Annotated in this window: 23 protein-coding genes; 15 read left to right on the forward strand and 8 right to left on the reverse strand. The window is 61.3% G+C overall.

The window, feature by feature from the left end; translation table 11 throughout:
* The first annotated feature begins 9 nt into the window (after positions 1-9).
* From phnG to phnN, 7 genes are all read left to right on the forward strand, one after another.
* Entirely contained in the window at positions 10-468 is a 459-nt protein-coding gene (phnG, locus tag R1T45_RS17320; RefSeq protein WP_317389697.1) for a phosphonate C-P lyase system protein PhnG, read from the forward strand.
* On the forward strand, positions 468-1028 hold the full coding sequence (phnH, locus tag R1T45_RS17325) for a phosphonate C-P lyase system protein PhnH (RefSeq protein ID WP_317389698.1): 561 nt from the start codon (positions 468-470) through the stop codon (positions 1026-1028). The genes phnG and phnH overlap by 1 nt, the downstream gene beginning before the upstream one ends.
* Positions 1028-2128 carry a carbon-phosphorus lyase complex subunit PhnI gene (locus R1T45_RS17330; RefSeq protein WP_317389699.1) on the forward strand — a complete coding sequence of 367 codons (1101 nt, stop codon included), beginning with the start codon at positions 1028-1030 and terminating at the stop codon, positions 2126-2128. Before phnH ends, R1T45_RS17330 begins: the two co-directional genes overlap by 1 nt.
* A 47-nt stretch (positions 2129-2175) precedes the next feature.
* A complete protein-coding gene (locus R1T45_RS17335; RefSeq protein WP_132445850.1) occupies positions 2176-3045 on the forward strand; it encodes an alpha-D-ribose 1-methylphosphonate 5-phosphate C-P-lyase PhnJ in 870 nt (289 codons plus the stop codon).
* Positions 3042-3812 carry a phosphonate C-P lyase system protein PhnK gene (gene phnK / locus R1T45_RS17340; RefSeq protein ID WP_317389700.1) on the forward strand — a complete coding sequence of 257 codons (771 nt, stop codon included), beginning with the start codon at positions 3042-3044 and terminating at the stop codon, positions 3810-3812. Before R1T45_RS17335 ends, phnK begins: the two co-directional genes overlap by 4 nt.
* 71 nt (positions 3813-3883) lie before the next feature.
* Positions 3884-4567, forward strand: coding sequence for a phosphonate C-P lyase system protein PhnL (gene phnL / locus R1T45_RS17345; RefSeq protein WP_317389701.1), 684 nt, complete (start codon positions 3884-3886; stop codon positions 4565-4567).
* Complete coding sequence (gene phnN / locus R1T45_RS17350; protein WP_317389702.1) at positions 4564-5112, forward strand: phosphonate metabolism protein/1,5-bisphosphokinase (PRPP-forming) PhnN; 549 nt, start codon at positions 4564-4566, stop codon at positions 5110-5112. Before phnL ends, phnN begins: the two co-directional genes overlap by 4 nt.
* Here the strand turns inward: phnN and R1T45_RS17355 are convergent.
* Complete coding sequence (locus R1T45_RS17355) at positions 5088-5765, reverse strand: DUF1045 domain-containing protein (protein ID WP_317389703.1); 678 nt, start codon at positions 5763-5765, stop codon at positions 5088-5090. The two genes, phnN and R1T45_RS17355, sit on opposite strands and share 25 nt — an antisense overlap.
* A 47-nt stretch (positions 5766-5812) precedes the next feature.
* Between R1T45_RS17355 and R1T45_RS17360 the strand changes: the two genes are divergently transcribed.
* The 5 genes from R1T45_RS17360 to R1T45_RS17380 all read left to right on the forward strand — a co-directional run bounded on the left by R1T45_RS17360 (position 5813) and on the right by R1T45_RS17380 (position 11699).
* Positions 5813-6961, forward strand: a complete 1149-nt coding sequence (locus R1T45_RS17360; RefSeq protein ID WP_317389704.1) for an alpha-D-ribose 1-methylphosphonate 5-triphosphate diphosphatase — start codon at positions 5813-5815, stop codon at positions 6959-6961.
* A 209-nt stretch (positions 6962-7170) separates the two neighbouring features.
* Positions 7171-9570 carry a PAS domain S-box protein gene (locus R1T45_RS17365; protein ID WP_317389705.1) on the forward strand — a complete coding sequence of 800 codons (2400 nt, stop codon included), beginning with the start codon at positions 7171-7173 and terminating at the stop codon, positions 9568-9570.
* Positions 9571-9631: 61 nt separating this feature from the next.
* Positions 9632-9919, forward strand: a complete 288-nt coding sequence (locus R1T45_RS17370) for an SH3 domain-containing protein (RefSeq protein ID WP_120350536.1) — start codon at positions 9632-9634, stop codon at positions 9917-9919.
* Between the two features lie 241 nt (positions 9920-10160).
* The gene (locus R1T45_RS17375) at positions 10161-11096 is read left to right on the forward strand and encodes a class II glutamine amidotransferase (protein ID WP_317389706.1); all 936 of its coding nucleotides are present in this window, start codon (positions 10161-10163) and stop codon (positions 11094-11096) included.
* A gap of 36 nt (positions 11097-11132) precedes the next feature.
* Positions 11133-11699, forward strand: coding sequence for a poly-gamma-glutamate hydrolase family protein (locus R1T45_RS17380; RefSeq protein ID WP_317389707.1), 567 nt, complete (start codon positions 11133-11135; stop codon positions 11697-11699).
* A gap of 37 nt (positions 11700-11736) precedes the next feature.
* On the opposite strand, the gene R1T45_RS17385 is transcribed toward R1T45_RS17380, so the two are convergent.
* The 7 genes from R1T45_RS17385 to R1T45_RS17415 form a co-directional block, all read right to left on the reverse strand.
* The gene (locus R1T45_RS17385) at positions 11737-12588 is read right to left on the reverse strand and encodes an ABC transporter permease (protein WP_317389708.1); all 852 of its coding nucleotides are present in this window, start codon (positions 12586-12588) and stop codon (positions 11737-11739) included.
* 4 nt (positions 12589-12592) lie between these two features.
* A complete protein-coding gene (locus R1T45_RS17390; RefSeq protein ID WP_067623229.1) occupies positions 12593-13450 on the reverse strand; it encodes an ABC transporter permease in 858 nt (285 codons plus the stop codon).
* A complete protein-coding gene (locus tag R1T45_RS17395) occupies positions 13450-14535 on the reverse strand; it encodes an ABC transporter ATP-binding protein (RefSeq protein ID WP_317389709.1) in 1086 nt (361 codons plus the stop codon). The genes R1T45_RS17390 and R1T45_RS17395 overlap by 1 nt, the downstream gene beginning before the upstream one ends.
* Positions 14536-14596: 61 nt before the next feature.
* On the reverse strand, positions 14597-15658 hold the full coding sequence (locus tag R1T45_RS17400; RefSeq protein WP_317389710.1) for an extracellular solute-binding protein: 1062 nt from the start codon (positions 15656-15658) through the stop codon (positions 14597-14599).
* Positions 15659-16063: 405 nt separating this feature from the next.
* A complete protein-coding gene (locus tag R1T45_RS17405; RefSeq protein WP_132445639.1) occupies positions 16064-17344 on the reverse strand; it encodes a TRAP transporter large permease in 1281 nt (426 codons plus the stop codon).
* The gene (locus R1T45_RS17410; RefSeq protein ID WP_120350529.1) at positions 17341-17904 is read right to left on the reverse strand and encodes a TRAP transporter small permease; all 564 of its coding nucleotides are present in this window, start codon (positions 17902-17904) and stop codon (positions 17341-17343) included. The genes R1T45_RS17405 and R1T45_RS17410 overlap by 4 nt, the downstream gene beginning before the upstream one ends.
* A 59-nt stretch (positions 17905-17963) precedes the next feature.
* A complete protein-coding gene (locus tag R1T45_RS17415; RefSeq protein ID WP_120350528.1) occupies positions 17964-18944 on the reverse strand; it encodes a TRAP transporter substrate-binding protein in 981 nt (326 codons plus the stop codon).
* Between the two features lie 243 nt (positions 18945-19187).
* On the opposite strand from R1T45_RS17415, the gene R1T45_RS17420 reads away from it, so the two are divergent.
* Genes R1T45_RS17420 through R1T45_RS17430 form a run of 3 tightly spaced genes read left to right on the forward strand, consistent with a single transcriptional unit; the run spans position 19188 to position 22004 of the window.
* The gene (locus tag R1T45_RS17420; protein ID WP_120350527.1) at positions 19188-20363 is read left to right on the forward strand and encodes an L-rhamnonate dehydratase; all 1176 of its coding nucleotides are present in this window, start codon (positions 19188-19190) and stop codon (positions 20361-20363) included.
* Positions 20360-21271 carry a dihydrodipicolinate synthase family protein gene (locus tag R1T45_RS17425; RefSeq protein ID WP_120350526.1) on the forward strand — a complete coding sequence of 304 codons (912 nt, stop codon included), beginning with the start codon at positions 20360-20362 and terminating at the stop codon, positions 21269-21271. The genes R1T45_RS17420 and R1T45_RS17425 overlap by 4 nt, the downstream gene beginning before the upstream one ends.
* Before the next feature lies 1 nt (position 21272).
* A complete protein-coding gene (locus R1T45_RS17430) occupies positions 21273-22004 on the forward strand; it encodes a GntR family transcriptional regulator (RefSeq protein ID WP_120350525.1) in 732 nt (243 codons plus the stop codon).
* The last annotated feature ends 2 nt before the right edge of the window (positions 22005-22006 follow it).

Here is a 22006-nt window from a genome sequence, read left to right on the forward strand (position 1 = left end):
GGTGTCTAGATGACGGTTGAAATCAAAGAAAAGACCCGCGATCGGCAGGCTTGGATGGGCCTGCTCGCGCGGGCCGAGGCCGCTGATCTGGCCCGGCTCTGGGCCCGCTACGGCGCGGTTCCAGCCCATGACCTGCTCCGCGCGCCCGAGATCGGTGGCGTCATGCTGCGGGGCCGGATGGGCGCCGTGGGCGATGCCTTTAACATGGGCGAAATGTCGGTCACGCGCTGTTCGGTGCGGCTGGCGGAAGGCCCTGACGGCCACGCCTATGTCCAAGGCCGCAGCCGCGACAAGGCGCTGCAAGCCGCCCTCGTTGATGCCCTGATGCAAAGTGATGCCGCCGATGAGGTCCGCAGCAAACTGCTCGCCCCACTGGCCGAGGTCGAAAGCCAACGCCGCGCCAGCCGCGCTGCCAAGGCCGCCGCCACAAAGGTCGATTTTTTCACCATGGTCAGAGGAGAAGACTGATGCAGACCCTATCGCTGACAGGCGGGTTTCGCGACGCGCCCAAAGACGCCGCTTTCGCCTTTCGCGCGGTGATGAACGCCATGGCCAAACCGGGTGAGATCAACAGCGTGACCGGGGCCGAACCGCCTGCGGGCCTGTCCACCGCCGCCGGGGTCGTCTTGCTGACACTCTGCGACCCCGAAACGCCGCTCTACCTCGCGCCCGGCTTTGACCGGCCCGAAGTGCGCGACTGGATTACCTTCCACACCGGCGCTCCCTTCGTCCCGGCCAGCGCCGCTCAATTCGCCTTGGGCACTTGGGCAGAACTGCCCCTCAGCGACTTCCCTCTCGGCAGCGCCGCCTACCCCGACCGTTCCGCAACGCTGATCGTCGAGGTGGATGATCTACAGGCCAACGGCGCAACCCTCACCGGCCCCGGCATCAGAGACCGCACCGCGCTGTCGCTGCCCGACCGCGCGGCCTTCCAACAAAACGCGGCGCTCTTCCCGCGCGGTTTGGATTTCATTTTCACCTGCGGCGACCGTCTGGCGGCGCTGCCCCGAAGCACAAAGGTGTCCTGATGTATGTAGCGGTAAAAGGCGGCGAGCGGGCGATCGACAACGCCCACGCATGGCTCGCCGAAGAGCGGCGCGGTGACGCAAGCGTGGCCGAGCTGAGCGTTGCGCAAATTCGCGAACAGATGACGCTGGCGGTGAACCGGGTGATGGCCGAAGGCTCGCTCTATGACCCTGACCTCGCCGCGCTGGCGATCAAACAGGCGCGGGGCGATCTGATCGAAGCGGTGTTCTTGATCCGCGCCTATCGCACCACCCTGCCCCGGTTTGGCGCCTCGCGCCCGATGGAGACTGGCTCAATGGCCTGCGACCGCCGCGTCTCGGCCACCTTCAAGGATGCGCCGGGCGGGCAAATCTTGGGGCCGACCTTCGACTACACGCACCGGCTGCTTGATTTCAAACTGGCCGCCAATGGTGAGGTGCCGTCCGCGCCCGAAGTGGCCGATGCCGAGCCTTCTAAAGACACGCCGCACATCATGGAATTCCTCGACCGCGAAGGGCTGATGCAGCGCGACACGGATACCAGCACCCCGCCGCGCGATCTGACCCGCGAGCCGCTGGAACTGCCTGCCACCCGCGACCTGCGCCTGCAAGCGCTGACCCGCGGCGACGAAGGTTTCGTGCTTGGCATGGCCTACTCCACCCAGCGCGGCTATGCGCGCAACCACGCTTTCGTCGCGGAACTGCGCATCGGCAAAATGGCGGTCGAGATGGACATTCCCGAACTGGGTTTCGCCATCGAGATCGGCGAGGTTGAGCTGACCGAATGCGAAACGGTGAACCAATTCACGGGCTCCAAGTCCGAGCCGCCGCAGTTCACCCGTGGCTATGGGCTGGTCTTCGGCATGTCCGAGCGCAAGGCGATCTCCATGGCGCTGGTGGACCGGGCATTGCGTTGGGAGGAACTGGGCGAAGACAACCTCGGCGCGCCTGCGCAGGATGCGGAATTCGTGCTTTATCATGCGGATAACATCCAAGCGACGGGGTTCTTGGAGCATATCAAACTGCCCCATTACGTCGATTTCCAATCCGAACTTGAACTGATCCGCAAGCTGCGCCGCGAGGCAACGGCGGCCCAAGACGCGCCGCGGGAGGCCGCAGAATGAGCCCCGCCATGACACCGAGCGAACAATACACGAATGAGGACCGGGGCATGAACGACTACAATTTTGCCTATCTAGATGAGCAGACCAAGCGGATGATCCGCCGCGCGATCCTGAAAGGGTTGGCGATCCCCGGCTATCAGGTGCCCTTTGCCAGCCGCGAAATGCCGATGCCCTACGGCTGGGGCACGGGCGGGGTGCAGGTGTCCGCCGCCGTGCTGACGCCCGAGGATACTTTCAAGGTGATCGACCAAGGCGCGGATGACACGACCAACGCCGTCTCGATCCGCCGCTTTTTTCAAAAGACCGCCGGTGTCGCGGTGACCGAAGCCACGACCGAGGCCAGCGTCATCCAGACCCGCCACCGCATTCCCGAAGCCGCGCTGCGCGTAGATCAGGTTCTGGTCTATCAGGTGCCGATCCCCGAACCGCTGCGCTTTCTTGAACCTTCGGAAGTCGAGACCCGCAAAATGCACGAGCTGGAGGAATACGGGCTGATGCATGTGAAACTCTACGAAGACATCGCCCAACACGGCGCGATTGCCACGGCCTATGCCTATCCGGTCAAGGTCGAAGGGCGCTATGTGATGGATCCTTCGCCGATCCCGAAATTCGACAATCCGAAACTGGAAATGGCCGCGATCCAGCTCTTCGGCGCGGGGCGCGAACAGCGTATCTATGCGCTGCCGCCCTATACGCAGGTCGTGTCGCTAGATTTTGAGGACTACCCCTTTGAGGCCAGCAAGGCAGACCACCCCTGCGGGCTTTGCGGGGCCGAGGACAGCTATCTGGATGAGTTGATCGTCGATGACGCAGGCGGGCGCTTGTTCATGTGCTCCGACACCGATTATTGCGCGGCCCGTCAGGCCGCCGGACATCGCGGCGCGGATGCGGCCCCTGTGTTGGAGGGCATGGCATGACCCCTTTATTGCAAGTTGAAAACATCGCGAAATTCTATGGCGCGCGGATCGGCTGCACCGATGTCAGCTTTGACCTCTACCCCGGTGAGGTGATGGGCATTGTCGGCGAAAGCGGCTCGGGCAAATCCACGCTGCTGAACACGCTGGCGGGGCATCTGACACCGGATCGCGGGGCGGTGCGTTTTAACACCCGCGCCGATGGGCTGCGCGACACAGTAACCATGAGCGAGCCGGAGCGCCGCATGTTGTCGCGCACCGATTGGGCCTTTGTCCACCAGCACGCCCGCGACGGGCTGCGCATGAATGTGAGCGCGGGCGGCAATGTGGGCGAGCGGCTGATGGCCGTGGGCGCACGGCATTACGGCGACATCCGCGCCAGCGCCACCGATTGGCTGGGCCGAGTGGAGATCAACGAAGATCGGATCGATGACCGGCCTTCGGCGTTCTCGGGCGGGATGCAGCAGCGTTTGCAGATTGCCCGCAACCTCGTGACCGGGCCGCGGCTGGTCTTCATGGACGAACCCACCGGCGGGCTGGATGTGAGCGTGCAAGCACGGCTGCTCGACCTCCTGCGCGGCTTGGTGCGCGAGATGGGGCTGAGCGCCATTATCGTGACCCATGATCTGGCGGTGGTGCGGCTGCTGGCGGACCGGCTGATGGTGATGAAGGACGGCCATGTGGTGGAAACCGGGCTAACCGATCAGGTGTTGGACGACCCGCAGCATGGCTATACGCAGCTTTTGGTCTCTAGCGTGCTACAGGTTTGACGGTGCAGGGAAATGTTTCGCATGCGAAACAAATGACAAAAGTTAACAATAGGTTAAACAAGGCTGAACCCATGATACGCGTGGAAAATGTGAGCAAATCCTTTACCCTGCACAATCAAGGTGCTGCGGTGATCCCGGTGATGCGCGGCGGTGAATTGACCGTGGCGCGCGGCGAATGCGTGGCGTTAACCGGGGCGTCGGGTGCCGGAAAATCGACGTTGATGCGGATGATCTATGGCAATTACCTGACCGCTTCGGGCCGGATCATGGTGGGCGATCTGGATGTCGCCCGCGCCGCCCCGCGTGAGATATTGGACCTGCGCCGCAACGTGCTGGGCTATGTCAGTCAGTTCCTGCGGGTGGTGCCACGGGTGGCGACGCTTGACGTGGTGGCCGAACCGCTGCGCGCGGTGGGCAGCAGCGAGGCCGACGCACGGGCGCGGGCCGGAGAACTGCTGGCGCAGCTCAACATCCCGCAGCGGCTTTGGCAGCTCAGCCCCACGACCTTTTCGGGCGGCGAGCAGCAGCGGGTGAACATCGCGCGCGGCTTTGCGCACCCCTACCCCGTCTTGCTGCTGGATGAGCCGACGGCGAGCCTTGATGCCATCAACCGCGCCACGGTGCTGGCGCTGATCGAAGAAGCCAAGGCCCGCGGCACGGCGATCTTGGGCATCTTCCATGATGAGGCCGCCCGCGACCAAATCTGCGACCGCGAAGTGGACGTGACCCGTTTCACCCCCGGACTGGCCGCATGAGCGGGCGTTTTATCGCGGTGGTCGGCCCGTCGGGTGTGGGCAAGGACAGCGTGATGGCGGCGCTGGCGGAAGCGCAGCCCGATTTGTTCCTCGCCCGCCGTGCCATCACCCGCCCAAGTGCTGCGGGGGGCGAAGACTTTGACGGGATCGATGAGGCCGCGTTCCTGCGGTTGGAGGCAGATGGCGCCTTTGCCTTGAGTTGGGCCGCGCATGGGTTGCGCTATGGCATCCCCATCGCGGTGGAGACTGCCCTAGCCGAGGGGCGCGACGTGCTGGCGAACCTCTCTCGCAGCATGCTGACCGAGGCAAAGCTGCGGTTTGCGCGGTTCGAAGTGCTGTCGCTGACCGCTTCGCCCGACGTATTGGCAGACCGGCTGCGGGGCCGTGGGCGCGAAACCGAGGCGGAAATCTCCGCCCGGTTGGCACGGGCCGAGCGCGCCCTGCCCGACCATATCGCGGCGATCAAGATCGACAACTCCGGCCCGCTCAAGCAGACCGTGGCGCAGGCGTTGGCGGCGCTCTATCCCGAGAGGGCGGCGCGGTGAACCTCGTGGAACATACCGTCTTCGGCCTGCCCCACCAGCGTCAGACTGCCCAGCGTGGAGGGCTGCGGCAGGTGCGGCGCGATATAGGGGGCCAGCGCCGCGGTGACCTGTGGCAGATCACTTTTCGGGAGCTTGCCGGTCAGTGTGATGTGAAAGCGAAACGCCTCCATCACGTAAGGATAGCCCCATTTCGTCAGGTTCGCCTCTTGCGCCGGGGTCAGGTTGGCTTGACGGCGGCGGGCCAAATCCGCCTCAGCCGGGGGCGCGCGGAAGGGATCAAGGCCCCGCACCACCTCGGCGGCCATGGCGTTCAGCGCGGTGGTGTCTCCTTCGGGAGTCAGCGCCAGAAAGCGGCCCAGCGGGGTCAGCGTGAGCCTGTCCAGTGTGACCGGCGCAAGCTGCGTGCAAAGCGCCTTGAACGCGGCTTGCAACTCATCAGCCGATGCGCCTTCGGCCAAAACGAAAGGCGGTTTGATCGTCGCATGCAGCCCGTATTTGCGCGGCGTTTCCGTCAAGGCGGCCACGTCCAGCCCGGCCACCTCGGGATGCTCCACGGCGCGCCCGCGCGCCACATCCCAGCCCAGCCAAGCGGCTCCGGCTTCGGCCAAACTGCCCTGCGGCGTGTAATAGATCGCGTAGCGGTGGAACTTCATTCATCTTCTCCCTGCATCCATGGATGCGCAACAAGCGTGACGTTCACATGACAAAAGAAACCATTCTCGCCAATGCCAAAATCATTCTGCCCGATGCGGTAATCCCCGGCAGCGTGGTGCTGCGCGACGGGGTGATCGCCGATATCGCCGAAGGCACCGCCGTGCCACAGGGGGCGGTCGATTGCGCAGGCCGCTACCTCGCCCCCGGTCTGGTGGAACTGCACACCGACAACCTTGAGCGCCATATGAAACCGCGCCCCAAGGTCGACTGGCCGCACCGCGCGGCGATCATCGCCCATGACCGCGAGTTGGCGGGCACCGGGATCACCACGGTTTTCGACGCGATCCGGGTGGGGTCGATCCTGTCGGACGCGGGGCGCAAGCGCTATGGCAAATATGCCCGCGACATGGCCGATGAAATCCTGATGATGCGCGACAGCGGGGCGCTGTCGATCAGCCACCACATCCACCTGCGCGCCGAGATCTGTTCGGAAACGCTGGTGGAAGAACTGGCCGAGTTTGGCCCCGACGACAAAGTCGGCATTGTCAGCCTGATGGACCACACCCCCGGCCAGCGGCAATTCCGCGATGTGCAAAAATTCGAGGATTACGTCTGCGGCAAAAACGGTCTGCCGCGTGAGGATTTCGGCGACTACGTCACCTTCCTGCACGGGTTGCAGGAGCGGCTGGGCGCGAAACATGAGGCGGCGGCGGTGGCAGCGGCCATGCACTATGGCGCGGCGCTGGCCAGTCATGATGACACCACGGCCCAGCAGGTCGCTACAAGCCACGCCCATGGCGTGCGCTTGGCCGAATTTCCCACCACCCGCGAGGCGGCAGAGGCCTGCCATGCCCAAGACATCGCCACGATCATGGGGGCGCCCAACCTCGTGCGCGGTGGGTCGCATTCGGGCAATGTGGCCGCTCAGGAATTGGCTGAACTGGACCTGCTGGACATCCTTTCGTCGGACTATGTCCCCGCCGCTCTGCTGTTGGGCGCGGTGCAACTGGGCAATCTATGGGGCGATATGGCGCGGGGGCTGGCGACCGTCACCCGCACGCCCGCGCATCACGTAGGCCTGACCGACCGGGGCGAGATTGCCTTAGGTGCGCGGGCCGATCTGATCCTGTTCGAGGTGATGAAAGATGCGCCGATCCTGCGGTCGGTCTATGCCATGGGCCACCGCGTCGCGTAGCCTCTCATCCTCTCCGGCATCCGCCAATCTTGGCGGGTGCTGGCCCGCGTTTTTCTGCGCAAAAACCCGCCCCTTGAAAGAATGTGCTTCTTGCGCTCGTCTTGCCGCTTCATAAGACTAGGTTACATATACCCTGCAACTTGCAGGTTGAATTTAGCCGGGTCCAACGACCGACAAGCTTGAGGAAAATGGTGCAAGAAGCATTGAGATTGGCGAGCGATCGCCTTGGGCAGATCGTCGAAGACGCGGCAAGCGAAGTTTACCTGTTTTCAGTCGAAGACTTTACCTTCACCCTCGCCAATCGCGGCGCGCGGGAGAACCTTGGCTATTCGATGGAAGAGCTGCGCGGCATGGCGGCGTGGGACATCAAGCCCGAACTGACGCGCGAGGCGTTTCTGGACCTCGTCGAGCCGCTGATCAACGGCAAGACGACAACGATTGAATATGAGACGGTCCACCAGCGCAAGGACGGCTCGCGGTATTGCGTTCTGACCCATTTGCAGCTGATCTCAACCGAAGGCGAAAAGGTCCTTTATGCGGCCATTCAGGACATCACCAAACAGAAAGAGACCAACGCGGCGCTGACCAAAGTCTCGGCCCGGCTGGACGCGATCCTGAGCAACACCACGATGGCCATCTTCATGATGGACGACAAACAGCAATGCGTCTTTATGAACCGCGCAGCCGAAGAGTTGACCGGCTATAAATTCGAGGAAACCATCAACAGACCGCTGCATGACGTGATCCACCACACCCACCCCAACGGGCGGCATTTCCCGATCGAAGACTGCGCCATCGACCGCGCTTTTCCGGAAAACCACCAGACGCAGGGTGAGGAAACCTTTGTCCATAAGGACGGCAGTTTCTATCCCGTGGGCTTCACCGCCTCGCCGATGAAGGATGAGACCGGCAAAACCGTGGGCACCGTGATCGAGGTCCGCGACCTGCGCGAGGAACTGCGCGCGCGCAATGCGGAGCTTGAGTTCAGCAATGCGCTGAAAACCAAGGTCGAAGAGGCCATGGCCGAACGGGACCGGCTTGAGGCGCAGTTGGTACAGGCGCAAAAGATGGAAGCCGTGGGCCAACTCACTGGCGGCATCGCGCATGATTTCAACAACCTGCTTCAGGTGGTGGGCAGCAACCTTCAGCTTTTGTCAAAGGAACTGGCCGAGGTCGACGCCAAGCGGCGGTTTGTCGACAACGCCATGGCGGGGGTGTCGCGCGGCGCAAAGCTGACCGCGCAACTGCTCGCCTTTGGGCGGCAGCAACCCTTGGAGCCGAAGCCGCAAAACCTTGGCCGATTGGTGCGGGGCATGGACGACATGTTGCGCCGCACCCTTGGCGAAGGGATCGAGGTCGAAACGGTGATCTCGGGCGGGCTGTGGAACTGTCTTGTCGATCCGGCGCAGTTGGAAAACGTGATCCTGAACCTTGCGATCAATGCGCGCGACGCGATGGCCCACCATGGCAAGCTGACAATCGAAGTGGGCAACGCCGCCCTTGACGACGCCTATGCCCAAAGTCACCCGAATGTGGCCCCCGGCCAATATGTCATGCTGGCGATCACCGATACCGGCGCAGGCATCGCACCGGAGATCATGGAAAAGGTCTTTGATCCCTTCTTCACCACCAAAGACACGGGCGAAGGCACGGGGCTTGGCCTCAGCATGGTTTACGGCTTCATCAAACAGTCCGGCGGGCATATCAAACTCTACAGCGAAGAGAACCAAGGCACGACCGTGCGGGTCTATCTGCCGCGCACGCAGCGCCAGGAAGAAAGCGCCCCGTTGCCTGCCACCACCGAAACGCCCACGGGCAGCGGTGAGGTGATCCTCGTGGTCGAAGACGACGCCGCCGTGCGCGAAACCGCCGTCGATCAGCTGCGCGATCTTGGCTATGGCGTGCTCACCGCCGAGAATGCCGATAGCGCGTTGGCAATCGTCAAAAGCGGGGTGAAGATCAACCTGCTGTTCACCGATGTGGTCATGCCCGGCAAAATCCGCAGCCCCGAGCTTGCCCGCGAGACCAAGGCGCATCTGCCGAATGTCGGCGTGCTCTTTACCTCGGGCTATACCCAGAATGCGATTGTCCACGCCGGACGGCTGGACGAAGGGGTCGATCTGCTGAGCAAACCCTACACCCGCGAGCGGCTGGCCCTGAAAATTCATGAGATTCTCTCTCGCCAATCCGGCAGCGATGCCGCCCACGGGGCGCAGGAAGACGCGCACAGCGCCCCCGATGACGCGCTCAAGGTTTTGCTGGTCGAAGATGACGCGCTGATCAGCATGGCGACCGCGGATATGCTTGCCGATCTGGGCTATGCCGTGACCGAAGCCGACAGCGTCGCCGCCGCCGAGCGCAGCCTTGAGGCCGAGCGGTTCGACATCATGTTCACCGATCTCGGCCTGCCCGACGGCTCTGGCATGGATCTGGTGCAGCACGTCACGCAACTACGCCCCGAGATCGCGGTTATCATCGCCTCTGGGGCCGATCCGCGAGAATATGCCGAAGGCGAGACCGAGCCCACGCGCTATGTCAGCTTGATGAAGCCCTATGACGAGCATTCTTTGAAACGCGCCTTGGAGCAGTGCAAAGAGCCTACGGGATAAGGCGGCTAGGATCAGCCCCGTTTTCGATCTATGACGTGAGAAAACCAGAGAGAGGCAGATCATGCGCAGGATCACATTCGCAGCCGTTTCCACCCTTATTTTCGCCGCAGGTTGTGCGGGCATCGCCGCCGATCAGGTGATGGTCCACCGCACCGGACCGGATGAGCTTTTGAAGCTGCGGTCTGGGCCCGGGCTAGATTTTGGGGTCATCATGGGGCTGCCCGATGGCACCATCTTGAACCGCCGCGATTGCGTGACCGAGATTGGCCAGCTTTGGTGTCGGGTGTCCTTGGCCGATGCGCCAGAGGTGCAGGGCTATGTCTCGGCGGACTATATCTCTGACGTCTGATCAATAGGTCAGACTGCGGGTGGCGCGCATCTGATGCCGCCCGCGGCGCTCTTTGGTCAAGCCACCGCGCCCCAGCCCAGTTGGCGGCGCCTGTCGTCGACAGGGTGGGGCATTCGCCCCCTGCAAGCCCCCTGTCGCCCCCCCTGTTCGGCCCACCTGTCGATTTCCGCGTGCACCGCTCTATCTCAGCCCTTCACACCCTTCGTGAAACCGCTGAAATATCTCAAGAGTAAGGAAAACCATGTGCCGCTTCCTCGCCTATATCGGACCTGAACTGCCAATCGAGTCGCTGCTCCTTGCGCCTGAGAACAGCCTGCTGAATCAGAGCCTTGATCCGGAACTTCACCCCAGCCTGCAACTGGCCGGTTGGGGCTTTGCCGCCTGGAGCGCGCATCTGCTGAAACCCGACGCCCCGCTGCTTTATCACCGACCCAAAGCGGCCTTTCACGACGACAATGCCAAGACCCTGATCCCCAGCCTGCAGGCCCATACGATGCTGTCGCATATCCGCGCGGCCTCTTATGACGCCAGCGTCGTGCAGGCCGATGAAAACTGCCACCCGTTTTCCTTTGACCATACCCCGTGGATCATCGCCCAGAACGGTGCCCTGCCCCATTGGCGGCAGTTGCAACGTGAGCTCCTGCCCCATTGCAAAGATCAATACCTCACCCAGATGCGCGGCACGACGGATACGGAATTTCTCTATGTGCTGCTGCTGTCCTTGCTGGAAGGCGACAGCGATGACGATGTGCAGCGCGGGTTTGAAAAACTACTGAAGGTGATCTGCAAAGCCGCGCGCGACCTCGATCTTGCGGCGCTGACCAAACTCAAGATCGCGCTTGTCAGTTCGGATCGGATCATCGGCGTGAACTTTGGCTGCGGCCATGAGGGCGAAACCGATGTGACGGGCGATTGGAAAAAGCTGCGAGAGGAGGACCTGCCCCTTTCGATGCTGCTTGAGCCGATCTACCTCCTTACCGGCGCGAATTTTGAGGACCATGCGAATTCTTACGACATCGACCCCTGCCCCGAGGGGGAGGCCACCTCGGCCATACTCGCGTCAGAGCCGCTGACCGAAGACGGGGACGAGTGGCTGAAAATCGAATTCGGTGAGATTGTCCTTCTGGAGCGGAAAGACGGGCGGATCAGCAAGACGGTGCGCAAGCTCGACGTTTAAGCGCCGCCCCTGCCCCCAACTGATAGGAGCCAGTCCATGACAGATCGTTTCGACAATTTCGCCGACCTCTCTGCCGAGATGACAGCGGATCTCGACTATCGCATCCGCGCCGAGGATCGGGGCAGCGCGGTGATCATTCTGGCGCCCCACGGCGGCACGATTGAGCCTGAGACCAGCCTGATCGCCGAGGCCATCGCGGGAAGCGACTATTCCTACTATCTGTTCGAGGCGCTGAAAGCCGGGGCGCATGGGGATTTCCACATCACCTCGCACCGCTTTGACGAGCCGCAGGCGTTGGAGCTTGTGGCGGAGGCGACGGTGGCCGTGGCGATCCATGGGCGCAGGGATGATGGCACCGAAACGGTCTGGCTTGGTGGGCGCGCCGAGGCGCTACGCGATGCCATCGGCGCAGCCCTGCGCGACGCGGGCTTTGACGCGGCACCCAACACCACCCTGCCCGGCGTGCATGAGACGAACATCTGCAACCGCACCCGCTCTGGCGAGGGGGTGCAGCTTGAACTGCCTCGGTCGCTGCGGCGTGCGCTCGCCGAAGAGGCGGATATGTTAGAGAGGTTTTGTCTGGCGGTGCGCGGGACGCTTTAGCCAAAGGCGGCAGGCCCAGCACGGGCCTGCCGAGGTCTTAGCTTCGTTTTTGAAACAAGATCACCATCAGCGCCAGAAGCGACGAGCCCAGCATCAACAGCAGCGACACGGCATTCAACAGCGGGGTCGAGCCCTCTTTTAACCGGTCGAACATGGCGATGGTCAGCGGCGCGTCAGAGCCCACCAGCATCAGCGTCGTGTTGAAGTTCTCAAAGCTCATGAGAAACGCCACCACGACCGCTCCGACCATTGCAGGCGCAAGGAACGGCAGGGTGATCGTGCGCACGGCGGTCAAGCGATCTGCACCAAGGTTCAGCGCCGCCTCTTCCAACGTGCGGTCAAACTTTTGCAACCGGGCCGAGATCACCAGCGTGGCGATGGTGGTGATAAAGCTGAACTGCCCCAAGATCACCAACAATAGACCGGGGCGCAGCGCTTGAATGTCGATCTGCGCCATGTCCCAGACGCCGTTGGCCAGCGTGGAGGAAAACACCAGCACCGAGATGCCCAGCACGATGCCGGGGATCACCAGCGGCAGCAGCATCAGCACATAGAGAAACCCCTTGCCGCGAAACTCATAGCGGTTGAACAAAAAGGCGTTCGTCGTGCCCACGCAGACCGACATGAACGCCACGCAAAGCGCCACGAATGCCGATGTGCCGACCGACCGCAGAATTCCGCGTTCATGAAAGACGCCGATCTGTGGGCGCTCCTCGCCAAAGAACCAGTTCCACGTAAACCCCTCCCACGGGAGGGAGGGGAACTGACTGTCGTTAAAGGCAAAGACCGCGACCACGGTCAGCGGCAGAGCCAGATAGAGAAAGAACAGCGCCACATAGCCGCCATAGAGGATGCGAAAGCTGCGCGATTGCGGGATTGTCGGGATCATTGGATCACCCCATCGTTTCCTTGAGGGTCCGGCCCGTAAGCCAGAGCATCCCCCAGACGATCACCGAAGACAGCACCAACAGCATAAAGCCAAAAGCGGCGCCTAGCTCCCAATTCGAGCGCACGATGAACTGGTTATAGATCATTTCGGTGAACCACAGGCTGTCCTTGCCGCCCAGCATTGTCGGCGTCAGGTAGTTTCCCAAGCTCAGCATAAAGACCACGATACAGCCCGACACGATGCCGGGCATGGCGTGGGGTATGATGATCTCACGCAAGACCGAAAGCCCGCTGCCGCCCAGATCATATCCCGCCTCAATCACACTGTCATCGAGGCTTTCCAGCGTGGTGACAAGCGGCACCACCATAAAGAGCATCGAGGTATAGACCAGCCCCACCATCATCGTGGCATCGGTATAAAGCATCTCAACCGGGCGATCCGCCAGACCCACCCATTGCAGCAGGTTCGAGACGAGACCGGTCTCGCGCAGCAGGATCATCCAGCCGAAAGTACGCACCAATTCAGAGACATAGAACGGGATCAGACAGAGCAGGAACAACACCTGTTGCAAGCGCCCCTTCGCCATCTTGGCGATGTAATAAGACACCGGAAAAGCGATCAGCAGCGTCAGCGCGGTTGCCAGCACCGACATCACCGCCGTGCGCCAGAAGGTCCGCAGATACAGCGGTTCGGTCAGCGCTTTTTCGTATTGCGCTAAGCTGGTTTCATAGACGCCAAAGCTGATCCGCTCGCGCAGCGAAATCAGCAGCATGTCGATATGCGGGATGATGATGAGCAGGCCCAGCCAAAGCACCAAAGGCGTCAGCAGCAGGTAGAACGTAATGCGGGACTGGCTGCGCATCACGCGGTCCCAAAGCAGGTCGCCTGCCCCGCGCCCCAGCCGATATGCACCGCGTCGCCGCGTTGCAGGCTTGAGAATTCTCCCGATTGCGGCAGCGTAACTTCAAGCATTTCACCCACGTCATCCTGCACCAACACGCGCGAAGCTGCGCCGTTGAACAGCAGGCTGGTGACAGTGCCCGTCAGTCGATTGTCGAAGCTTGAGAGCGCATCGGCGCTGGCGGCAAGACGAATGGATTCAGGCCGCACGAAAATCTCGGCGCGTGCGCCTTGGGCAAGGCCCGCGCCCGTCGCCCGCATCGCCAGTCCGCTGTCGGTGCGCAGTTGCAGCGCGTCGCCCTCAACCCGCTCGATCCGGCCCTTCCAGCGGTTCGATTCCCCGATGAAGCCTGCCACGAAGGGTGTTTCGGGGCGATAGTAGAGGTCTTGCCCCTTGCCGACCTGCTCAAACTGCCCGTTGCTCATGACGGCGATCTGATCCGACATCACAAGCGCTTCGGACTGGTCGTGGGTGATATAGACGAATGTCGTGTCAAAGGCAGCTTGCAGCGATTTCAGCTCAACCTTCATATGCTCGCGCAGTTTCAGATCCAGTGCGCCCAGCGGCTCATCCAGCAGCAGCACGTCAGGCTCCAACACCATGCAGCGCGCGATGGCGACCCGTTGTTTCTGACCGCCCGAAAGCTCATCCACCTTGCGCGCGCCGATCCCCGGCAGGCCAATCCGATCGAGCGCCTCATCAACCTTGTGCGCGATCTCTCCCTTGGCCATGCCACGGCGGCGCAGGCCATAGCCGATATTCTCGGCAATCGTCATCATCGGGAAAAGCGCCAGATGCTGAAACACCATGTTCACGGGGCGCTTGTTCGGCGGCGTGTCGAGCACCGATCCGCCCTTGATCCGAATGTCGCCAGATGTTGGGTCAAGAAACCCCGCGATCATCCGCATGATCGTCGTCTTGCCGCAGCCCGAAGGCCCGAGGATGGAGAAGAAACTGCCCGGCGGCACCGTGAAGGAGACGTTGTTAACAGCGGTGGTATCGCCGAACCGCTTAACGAGGTCGACGCATTCCAGATCTGGGGTCATGTGAATTCCGTATAAAGAAGCGACACCCTCAGCGTGAGGGTGCCGCTCGTAGGGTCAGTTATCAGTTGGCAGCTTGGACGCGGTCCAGCACTTCGCCTTCGATGGTTTCCAGACCGGCGGGCACCGGCGGATACCATTTGATGTTGTCGATGGCTTCTTGGGGGAAGCTGGCCTGATACTTGGCTTTCAGGCTGTCTTCGGCAAACTCATCTGCGCCGGCAGAGGCGGTGAAGTTGCCCGCCGCTGCGGTGATCATCGCCGCGACTTCGGGCTGCATGACAAAGTTGATCCACTCATAGGCCACATCATCGGCCTGCCCTTTGGCGGGCAGAACGAAGGTGTCGATCCAGCCCAAAGCACCCGAGGCCGGGGCCACGAATGTCAGGTCAGCGTTGTCGTCGTTCAGCTTCCAACCGCCGGTGTCCCATGCCATCGACGCGGTCACTTCGCCCGAGCGCAGCAGGTTCATCAGCTCATCACCGCCACCCCAGTAGGTTTTGACGTTCTCTTTGCATTCGATCAGCTTGGCTTCGACCTTGCCCATGATCTCGGCGTATTTGGCTTCGTCGCCATAGGCGGCAAAGGGGTCTTCGCCCATGGCGAAGGCGAAACCGATCAGCGTCGGGCGTTTCAGACGGTAAGAGACCTTACCCGCCACTTCCGGCGCGCAGAGGTCGGTGTAATCCTTGACCGTCTCGCCCGCTTCGGCAGTGTTTATCACCAGACCGGAGGTGCCCCAGACATGCGGCACGCCGTAGACATCACCGTTCACGGTGGTGTTCGCCATGGTCGAGTCGAGCATGGAGGTGATGAAAAGCTCTTTGTTCAGCTTGGAGACATCAATCGGTTTGTAGATGCCAAATTCCATCTGCGGGCCCATGATGCGGTCTTGCGATGGCTGAGCGAGGTCGAAACCACCGCCGCCCGTGGCGCGCAGCTTGGCGATCATCTCTTCATTGTTGGATTTCGTGACTTCGACGGTATGGCCGGTCTCTTCTTCGAATTTCGCGACCACGTCCTCAGGTGCGTAGCCGCCCCATGTCAAAAGACGCAGCGTGTCGGCTTGAGCCACGGAGGCGAGACCCGCCAGCATGGTGCCGGCCAGCAGAATGGTTCGTGTCATGGGAAATCCTCTTTCTAGTGTACTAATTGTCGGCAGAATGCGCGCGTTAGACCATTTGGTCAATTTATACTTCGACGCATTGCGGCCCCTTGTGGCCCGACAATGCAAAACATTTGTGACAGAGGGGGAAAATGCCGTTTGTTTTGGCAGGGTTGCTGCGGGCCTAGGCGCGCCGTGGGCCCAAAGCTACGGCGGCCTTGTTCATCCGGACGCCACAGCGGCGGTACTGCAAACCAGCCTTGCTGGGGGGCGAAGTCGGGGGCTGCCCTTCGGCCAAACCCTTTCCCATACGTGGGCAATCACCGCAGGGATAATGGCCGCGCCGGGAGGCGAAACCGTCGTAGACTCAGCAAAACGCATGCAGTCTCGGGCAGGATCACCCACCCGAGAATGCATTGATCTTGCTCAATCAAGGTAGTGCGTCAGCGCGAGGGAGACTTCGGGCACATAGGTCACCAAGAGCAGGACAAACGCCAGCACGGCGATGAACGGCAAGTTGGTGCGCGAGGTTTCCCAGATGCCCGCGCGGGCGATGGAGCAGGATGTGATAAGCACCGATGCCACAGGCGGGGTCTGCTGACCGATGGCAAGGTTCAGCGTTACCATGATACCGAAGTGGATCGGATCAATCCCCACCGCATTGACCAGCGGCATCACCACCGGCACGACCAAGATGATCGCGGCGGCCCCATGCAGGAACATCCCCAAGACCAGCAAGAGCAGGTTCAACAGCGCCAGAACGATCAGCGGGTTCGTGGTGACTTCGGTGATTTGGGCCGCCAAGGTTTGCGGCACCTGCGCTTGGGTCAGGAACAACCCCAAGGCGGCGGAGGTGGACACCAGCAGCATCACCACGCCAGTCTGGCTGACGCCTTCGAGCATGGTCTTGCGGAGCCGGGACACATCCAGATCACGGTAGATGAACAGCCCGATCACCAAGGCCGCCATGACCGCAAGCCCCGCGCCTTCGGTGGCGGTGACCAAACCAGAAAAGATACCGCCAAGGATGATGACCGGCATGGTCAAGGCCCAGAACGCCTCTTTGAAGGTCCGGCCCACATGGCCCAGATCAAAGCTCTCGGCACGCGGTAGGTCATAGCGAACGGCCAGCACATAGGTCACCGTCATCAACAGAAAGGCCCCCAAAAGGCCGGGCACGACCCCCGCGACAAAAAGCTTGATCACCGAGGTTTCGGCAATGGCCCCGTAGAGGATCATCGGGATCGAGGGCGGGATGATGATGGCAAGCGATGCCGAAGAGGATGTGATCGCCGCCGCCAATGTCCGTGAATAGCCGCGCCGCTTCATCTCGGGGATCAGGACGGTGCCGGTTGCGGCCACATCGGCCACAGCCGAGCCAGAGATCTCGGCAAAGACCATCGAGACGCCGATGTTTACCATACCAAGCCCGCCGCGGATAAAACCGATCAGCGCGGTGACAAAGTTGATCAGCCGCAGAGAGATACCGGAGGTGTTCATCAGATTGCCCGCCAGAATGAACAACGGAATGGCAATCAGCGGAAAGGAGGTCGAGCCGGAATAGAGCTTGATCACCATGTCATAGAAGGCGTCTGGCCCGGAAGTCAGCAGAAAGCCCGCCATAGAGGTCACCCCGATCGCGACGGCGATGGGCACGTTGATCAAGATCAGGGTGATCAGGGCAATGGTGGTATAAAGGAGGATCATTTGGCGGTGTCCTTTAGGTCGAGCGTGGCGGTTTCGGCCTCGGCCTCGGCAATGGCTTTGTCGATTTCTGCATGTTCGGGATCAATCCCTTGCGCGGCCAAGCGCAGGGCGCGCGGCAGGGTCAACAGGGTGCCGATGATCATCAAGACCGAAGCGATCGGGATCACCGATTGCACGATGTCCAAAGTCATCCAGCGCAAGGACAGCAGTGAATCCCATTTCGCCACCGCCAGGACGGCATTGCCGTAATAAGCTGTGACGGAGAAATAAATGATGACGAGCAGCTCGGAAAATAAAGTCAGCACGATGGCCGCAGATTTCGGCAAGGCGATGACGATGCCCGAAAAGCCCATGTGTTGGCGCATGAACACCGCATAGGCGGCGCCGAAATAGGTGAGCCAAGCCAGCAGGACGCTGGCAATCTCATCGTACCATGCGGGCGATGCACCGAGGTAGCGCATGGTGGTCGAATAAACGACCGCTCCCGCCAGTGTCACCAACAGCGCGAGGCAAACCGTTTCGATTGCCCAAAGAAGTAAACGCTCGATCTTAGCGACCATGCCTGTCTCCTGTTCTGAGTGGCCCCGGCCAGCCCATGCCAACCGGGGCGAAGCTGCGTTTACTTGGCCAGTTCTTGCGCGCGCGAGACGAGCGCGTCGCCCCCCGGCACTTGGCTGGAGAAGGCAGCGTAGATCGGCGCGGAGGCTTCGATAAAGGCGGCCTTGTCGGCCTCATTGACCTCTACCCCCGCTGCACGGACCTTCTCGACCAATTCACCGTCGGCGGTTTCGCCTTGGTCCAGCGACCAGTCCTGAACGGATGCGGCAACTTCGGTCGCGGCGGTTTTGACCTCATCGGGAAGTTTCGACCAGGTTTCGGCCCCGGTGGTCAGATAGGTAGGTGAATAGACGTGGCCAGTCAGGCTCAGGTAGCCCTGCACCTCTTGGAAATTCGCGCCGACGATATTGGTCAGCGGGTTCTCCTGCCCGTCCATTGTGCCGGTCTGAAGGGCGACGAACACTTCAGAGAAAGACATCGGCGTCGGGTTTGCGCCCCATTCTTTGAACATCGAAACCCGCCATTCAGAAGACGGCGTGCGGATTTTGAGCCCATCCAAATCGCTGGGGGTGTTGATCGGGCGGGCATTGTTGGTGATCTGGCGGAAACCGTTTTCCCAAGTGGAGAGCACTTCAAGCCCCACTTTGCGCGCCAGTGGGGCCAAATCGGGCTGCACGATCTCGGCGTCGATTGCTTTTAGGTGCGCGCGATCCTGTACCAAAAACGGCATGTCAAATAGCGCAAATTCGGGCGCAACGTTGGTCATGATGGAAGAGATCAGCGTGAAATCCACGGTGCCCAGACGCAGCTTCTGCATCAGTTCCTTTTCGTTGCCGAGCTGTGCATCGGCATAGAATTCCACCGTGTGGGCGTCGCCCAGTTGCTCTTGCAGTTGTTCGGCAAAGCGTGCGGCGCTTTTGCCCTGCAGGCTGTTCGACGCCGCACCCACGGCCACCACATAGGTGTCCGCGGCCACGGGTGTCACAAGTGCAAAGGTCGCAGCGGCCAGACTGGCGCTCAGGCTCTTTGTAAGGGTTTTCATCGTATCTCCTCCGTTGGTTAAGAAAGTTCTGCCGCATCCATTGCACCTTTGCCTATCGGGAAATGAGCCACGAACGCACGGCAGCTTGTGCAGTCGTTCATTTTTCATTTCTCCCCTCCGTAATTTGGCGCTTTAGCATTTTGGCATTCCAAAACTCCAATATGATGCTAAGAGTGATGTCAACATGATTCGTCTTCGGAAGTGTCCGGCAGAACGAGAAACAGTGAAAAAAGAGAGGCCCTGATGACTAAGATTAAATCCGTCCGCACCCGTGTCTGGAACTGGAAAGGGCCGACCGTGCCCCCCTCGGGGAATTTCTGCACCAATGCGTCGGATGCCCTTTGGATTAAGGGCGATGCCATGGCGAGCTTTCGTTTTCACCAGTGGCTGACCTGCGAGATTGAGACCGAAGACGGCACGATCGGCATCGGCAATGCGGCCTTGGCCCCGACGCTGGTGAAACAAGCGATCGACGAATGGTTCGCCCCGCTGGTCGTCGGCGAAGACCCCTTCGACTACGCCTATCTGTGGGAGAAAATGTACCGCCGCAGCCACGCTTGGGGCCGCAAGGGGGTCGGGATGACCGCGATCTCGGCCGTCGACATCGCGATCTGGGATCTGATGGGCAAACTGGTCGACAAACCCGTGTTCAAACTCTTGGGCGGGCGCACCAAAGAGAAAATCCCGGTCTACTATTCCAAGCTTTACGCGGGTTCTGTCGAAAGCATGCAAGCCGAAGCGGAAGAGGCGATGCAGCACGGCTACACCGGCTTTAAAACGCGGTTTGGCTTTGGCCCGAAGGACGGCATGGCAGGCATGCGCGAGAACCTCAAACGGGTCGAAGCGCTGCGCGAAGTGATCGGCTACGACAAAGACCTGATGCTCGAATGCTACATGGGTTGGAACCTCGACTATGCCAAGCGGATGCTGCCCAAACTGGCGAAATACGAGCCGCGCTGGCTCGAAGAACCGGTGATCGCCGACGATGTGGCAGGCTATGCCGAGTTGAACGCCATGGGGATCGTCCCAATCTCAGGCGGCGAACATGAATACAGCGTGATCGGTTGCGCCGAACTGATCAACCGCCGCGCAGTCAGCGTGCTGCAATATGATACCAACCGCGTTGGCGGCATCACGGCGGCGCAAAAGATCAACGCCATCGCCGAGGCGGCGCAGATCCCGGTCATCCCACATGCCGGGCAGATGCATAACTATCACCTGACCATGGCCAATATTAACTGTCCGATGTCCGAATACTTCCCGGTCTTCGATGTCGAGGTCGGCAATGAGCTGTTCTACTACATCTTCGAAGGCGACCCCGAGGCGCAGGACGGGTTCTTGCAGCTCGACGACGACAAACCCGGCCTCGGCATCACCATTTCCGACAAACATCTTTCCAATTTCGAGATCACAGAATGACTAAATACTCCGGCATCTGGCCCGTCGCCCCTACCCCGTTCAACGATGACGGCACGGTCGACTATGAGGGCATGAAACGTGTGATCGACTGTATGGTCGATCAGGGCAGCGATGGCATCTGCATCCTCGCCAACTTCTCTGAACAGTTCCTGATCACCGATGAGGAACGCCGCCTTTTGACCGAGGTCTCGCTCAAGCATATGGCGGGGCGGCTGCCCGTCATCGTCACCATCAGCCACTACGCAACCCAAATCGCGGTGGCCCGCGCGCAGCACGCCAAAGACCATGGTGCCGCGATGGTCATGATGATGCCCCCGTACCATGGCGCATTGCTGAAGGGCTCCGCAGAGCAAAGCTTTGAGCAGTTTGCCCAAGTGGGCGACGTCGGCATCCCGATCATGGTGCAAGACGCGCCGCTTTCGGGGGTCGATCTGCCGGTGCCCCTGCTGGTGCGCATGGCGCGCGAGATTGAAGAGGTGCGTCTGTTCAAGATCGAATGCCCGCAGGCCGCGACCAAGCTGCGTGACTTGATCGCGGCAGGTGGCGACGCCATCGAAGGCCCCTTCGACGGCGAAGAGGCGATCACGCTGCTCGCCGATCTCGAAGCCGGGGCCACCGGCGCCATGACCAGCGCCATGATCCCCGACCAGATCAAGCCGGTGATTGACCATTTCGCGGCTGGCGATCTTCGGGCCGCGACCGATGCCTATGCCCGCGTCTTGCCTGCGGTGAACCATGAAAACCGTCAATGCGGCTTCCGCTCGGCCAAGGCAGCGATGGTCGAAGGCGGCGTGATCCGGTCGGAATTCTGTCGTCACCCGATTGCCCCATTGCATCCTCAGACACGAGAGTCCCTACTCCGCTTGATCCGGCCGCTTGAGCCGGTGGTGCTGAGCTGGGGAAAATGACATGAGCAAGAAGACCGACATCACGGACCTCGACACGGGCGAGCTTGCCCTCGCGCGGCCCCGCGCCACATTGGTAGAGGTCGCCGCCGACAAGCTGCGCGAGTTGATCTTGCTAGAGAAACTGCCCGCCGGGGCGCATATCTCGGAGCGTGATCTGGCCGCTGCCTTGGGCATCAGCCGCACCCCCCTGACCCGTGCGCTGACCATTCTCGAACAGGACGGTTTGATCGAATATTCGGTCACCCGTCGCCCGCAAGTGGCCAACCCCCGGCTGGATGAGATCGAACAGAACCTGATCGTCATGGGCGCACTCGAAGCCTTGGCCGGGGAGTTGGCCTGCGCCTGCATCACCGATGCCGAGATCGCTCAAGTGGCCGAGTATCAGCGCCAGATTGAGGCCGGAGACAGCACCCTTTCCCCGCTGGAATCCTTTCGCCTCGATATGCAGATGCACGAAGCCATTGTGCAGGCAAGCCGCAACGCCCCGCTGATCGATACGCATCTCAAGTTCAATGCGCGGCTGTGGCGGGCGCGGTTTCAATCCTCGCAACGTCGCTCGGGCCGCGGCCAAACCTTGGCCGAACACCGCGCCATCGTCGACGCCCTGTCGCGGCGCGACGCCAAAGCCACATCCGAGGCGCTGCGCCATCACCTCGCCTCGGCCGTCACCAATACCAAAAACGCTTTGCAAGAAGACGGCAAAGCCAAGGACCACAATACAGAAACGGAGTGAAC

This window comes from Sulfitobacter sp. LC.270.F.C4, from assembly GCF_032922545.1.
Classification (GTDB): Bacteria; Pseudomonadota; Alphaproteobacteria; order Rhodobacterales; family Rhodobacteraceae; genus Sulfitobacter; species Sulfitobacter profundi.

What these genes read in the sequence shown, in the direction of transcription:
- phnG (WP_317389697.1), top strand. Translation starts at nt 10, where the DNA reads ATGACGGTTGAAATCAAAGAAAAGACCCGCGATCGGCAGGCTTGGATG.
- phnH (WP_317389698.1), top strand. Translation starts at nt 468, where the DNA reads ATGCAGACCCTATCGCTGACAGGCGGGTTTCGCGACGCGCCCAAAGAC.
- R1T45_RS17330 (WP_317389699.1), top strand. Translation starts at nt 1,028, where the DNA reads ATGTATGTAGCGGTAAAAGGCGGCGAGCGGGCGATCGACAACGCCCAC.
- R1T45_RS17335 (WP_132445850.1), top strand. Translation starts at nt 2,176, where the DNA reads ATGAACGACTACAATTTTGCCTATCTAGATGAGCAGACCAAGCGGATG.
- phnK (WP_317389700.1), top strand. Translation starts at nt 3,042, where the DNA reads ATGACCCCTTTATTGCAAGTTGAAAACATCGCGAAATTCTATGGCGCG.
- phnL (WP_317389701.1), top strand. Translation starts at nt 3,884, where the DNA reads ATGATACGCGTGGAAAATGTGAGCAAATCCTTTACCCTGCACAATCAA.
- phnN (WP_317389702.1), top strand. Translation starts at nt 4,564, where the DNA reads ATGAGCGGGCGTTTTATCGCGGTGGTCGGCCCGTCGGGTGTGGGCAAG.
- R1T45_RS17355 (WP_317389703.1), bottom strand. Translation starts at nt 5,765, where the DNA reads ATGAAGTTCCACCGCTACGCGATCTATTACACGCCGCAGGGCAGTTTG.
- R1T45_RS17360 (WP_317389704.1), top strand. Translation starts at nt 5,813, where the DNA reads ATGACAAAAGAAACCATTCTCGCCAATGCCAAAATCATTCTGCCCGAT.
- R1T45_RS17370 (WP_120350536.1), top strand. Translation starts at nt 9,632, where the DNA reads ATGCGCAGGATCACATTCGCAGCCGTTTCCACCCTTATTTTCGCCGCA.
- R1T45_RS17375 (WP_317389706.1), top strand. Translation starts at nt 10,161, where the DNA reads ATGTGCCGCTTCCTCGCCTATATCGGACCTGAACTGCCAATCGAGTCG.
- R1T45_RS17380 (WP_317389707.1), top strand. Translation starts at nt 11,133, where the DNA reads ATGACAGATCGTTTCGACAATTTCGCCGACCTCTCTGCCGAGATGACA.
- R1T45_RS17385 (WP_317389708.1), bottom strand. Translation starts at nt 12,588, where the DNA reads ATGATCCCGACAATCCCGCAATCGCGCAGCTTTCGCATCCTCTATGGC.
- R1T45_RS17390 (WP_067623229.1), bottom strand. Translation starts at nt 13,450, where the DNA reads ATGCGCAGCCAGTCCCGCATTACGTTCTACCTGCTGCTGACGCCTTTG.
- R1T45_RS17395 (WP_317389709.1), bottom strand. Translation starts at nt 14,535, where the DNA reads ATGACCCCAGATCTGGAATGCGTCGACCTCGTTAAGCGGTTCGGCGAT.
- R1T45_RS17400 (WP_317389710.1), bottom strand. Translation starts at nt 15,658, where the DNA reads ATGACACGAACCATTCTGCTGGCCGGCACCATGCTGGCGGGTCTCGCC.
- R1T45_RS17405 (WP_132445639.1), bottom strand. Translation starts at nt 17,344, where the DNA reads ATGATCCTCCTTTATACCACCATTGCCCTGATCACCCTGATCTTGATC.
- R1T45_RS17410 (WP_120350529.1), bottom strand. Translation starts at nt 17,904, where the DNA reads ATGGTCGCTAAGATCGAGCGTTTACTTCTTTGGGCAATCGAAACGGTT.
- R1T45_RS17415 (WP_120350528.1), bottom strand. Translation starts at nt 18,944, where the DNA reads ATGAAAACCCTTACAAAGAGCCTGAGCGCCAGTCTGGCCGCTGCGACC.
- R1T45_RS17420 (WP_120350527.1), top strand. Translation starts at nt 19,188, where the DNA reads ATGACTAAGATTAAATCCGTCCGCACCCGTGTCTGGAACTGGAAAGGG.
- R1T45_RS17425 (WP_120350526.1), top strand. Translation starts at nt 20,360, where the DNA reads ATGACTAAATACTCCGGCATCTGGCCCGTCGCCCCTACCCCGTTCAAC.
- R1T45_RS17430 (WP_120350525.1), top strand. Translation starts at nt 21,273, where the DNA reads ATGAGCAAGAAGACCGACATCACGGACCTCGACACGGGCGAGCTTGCC.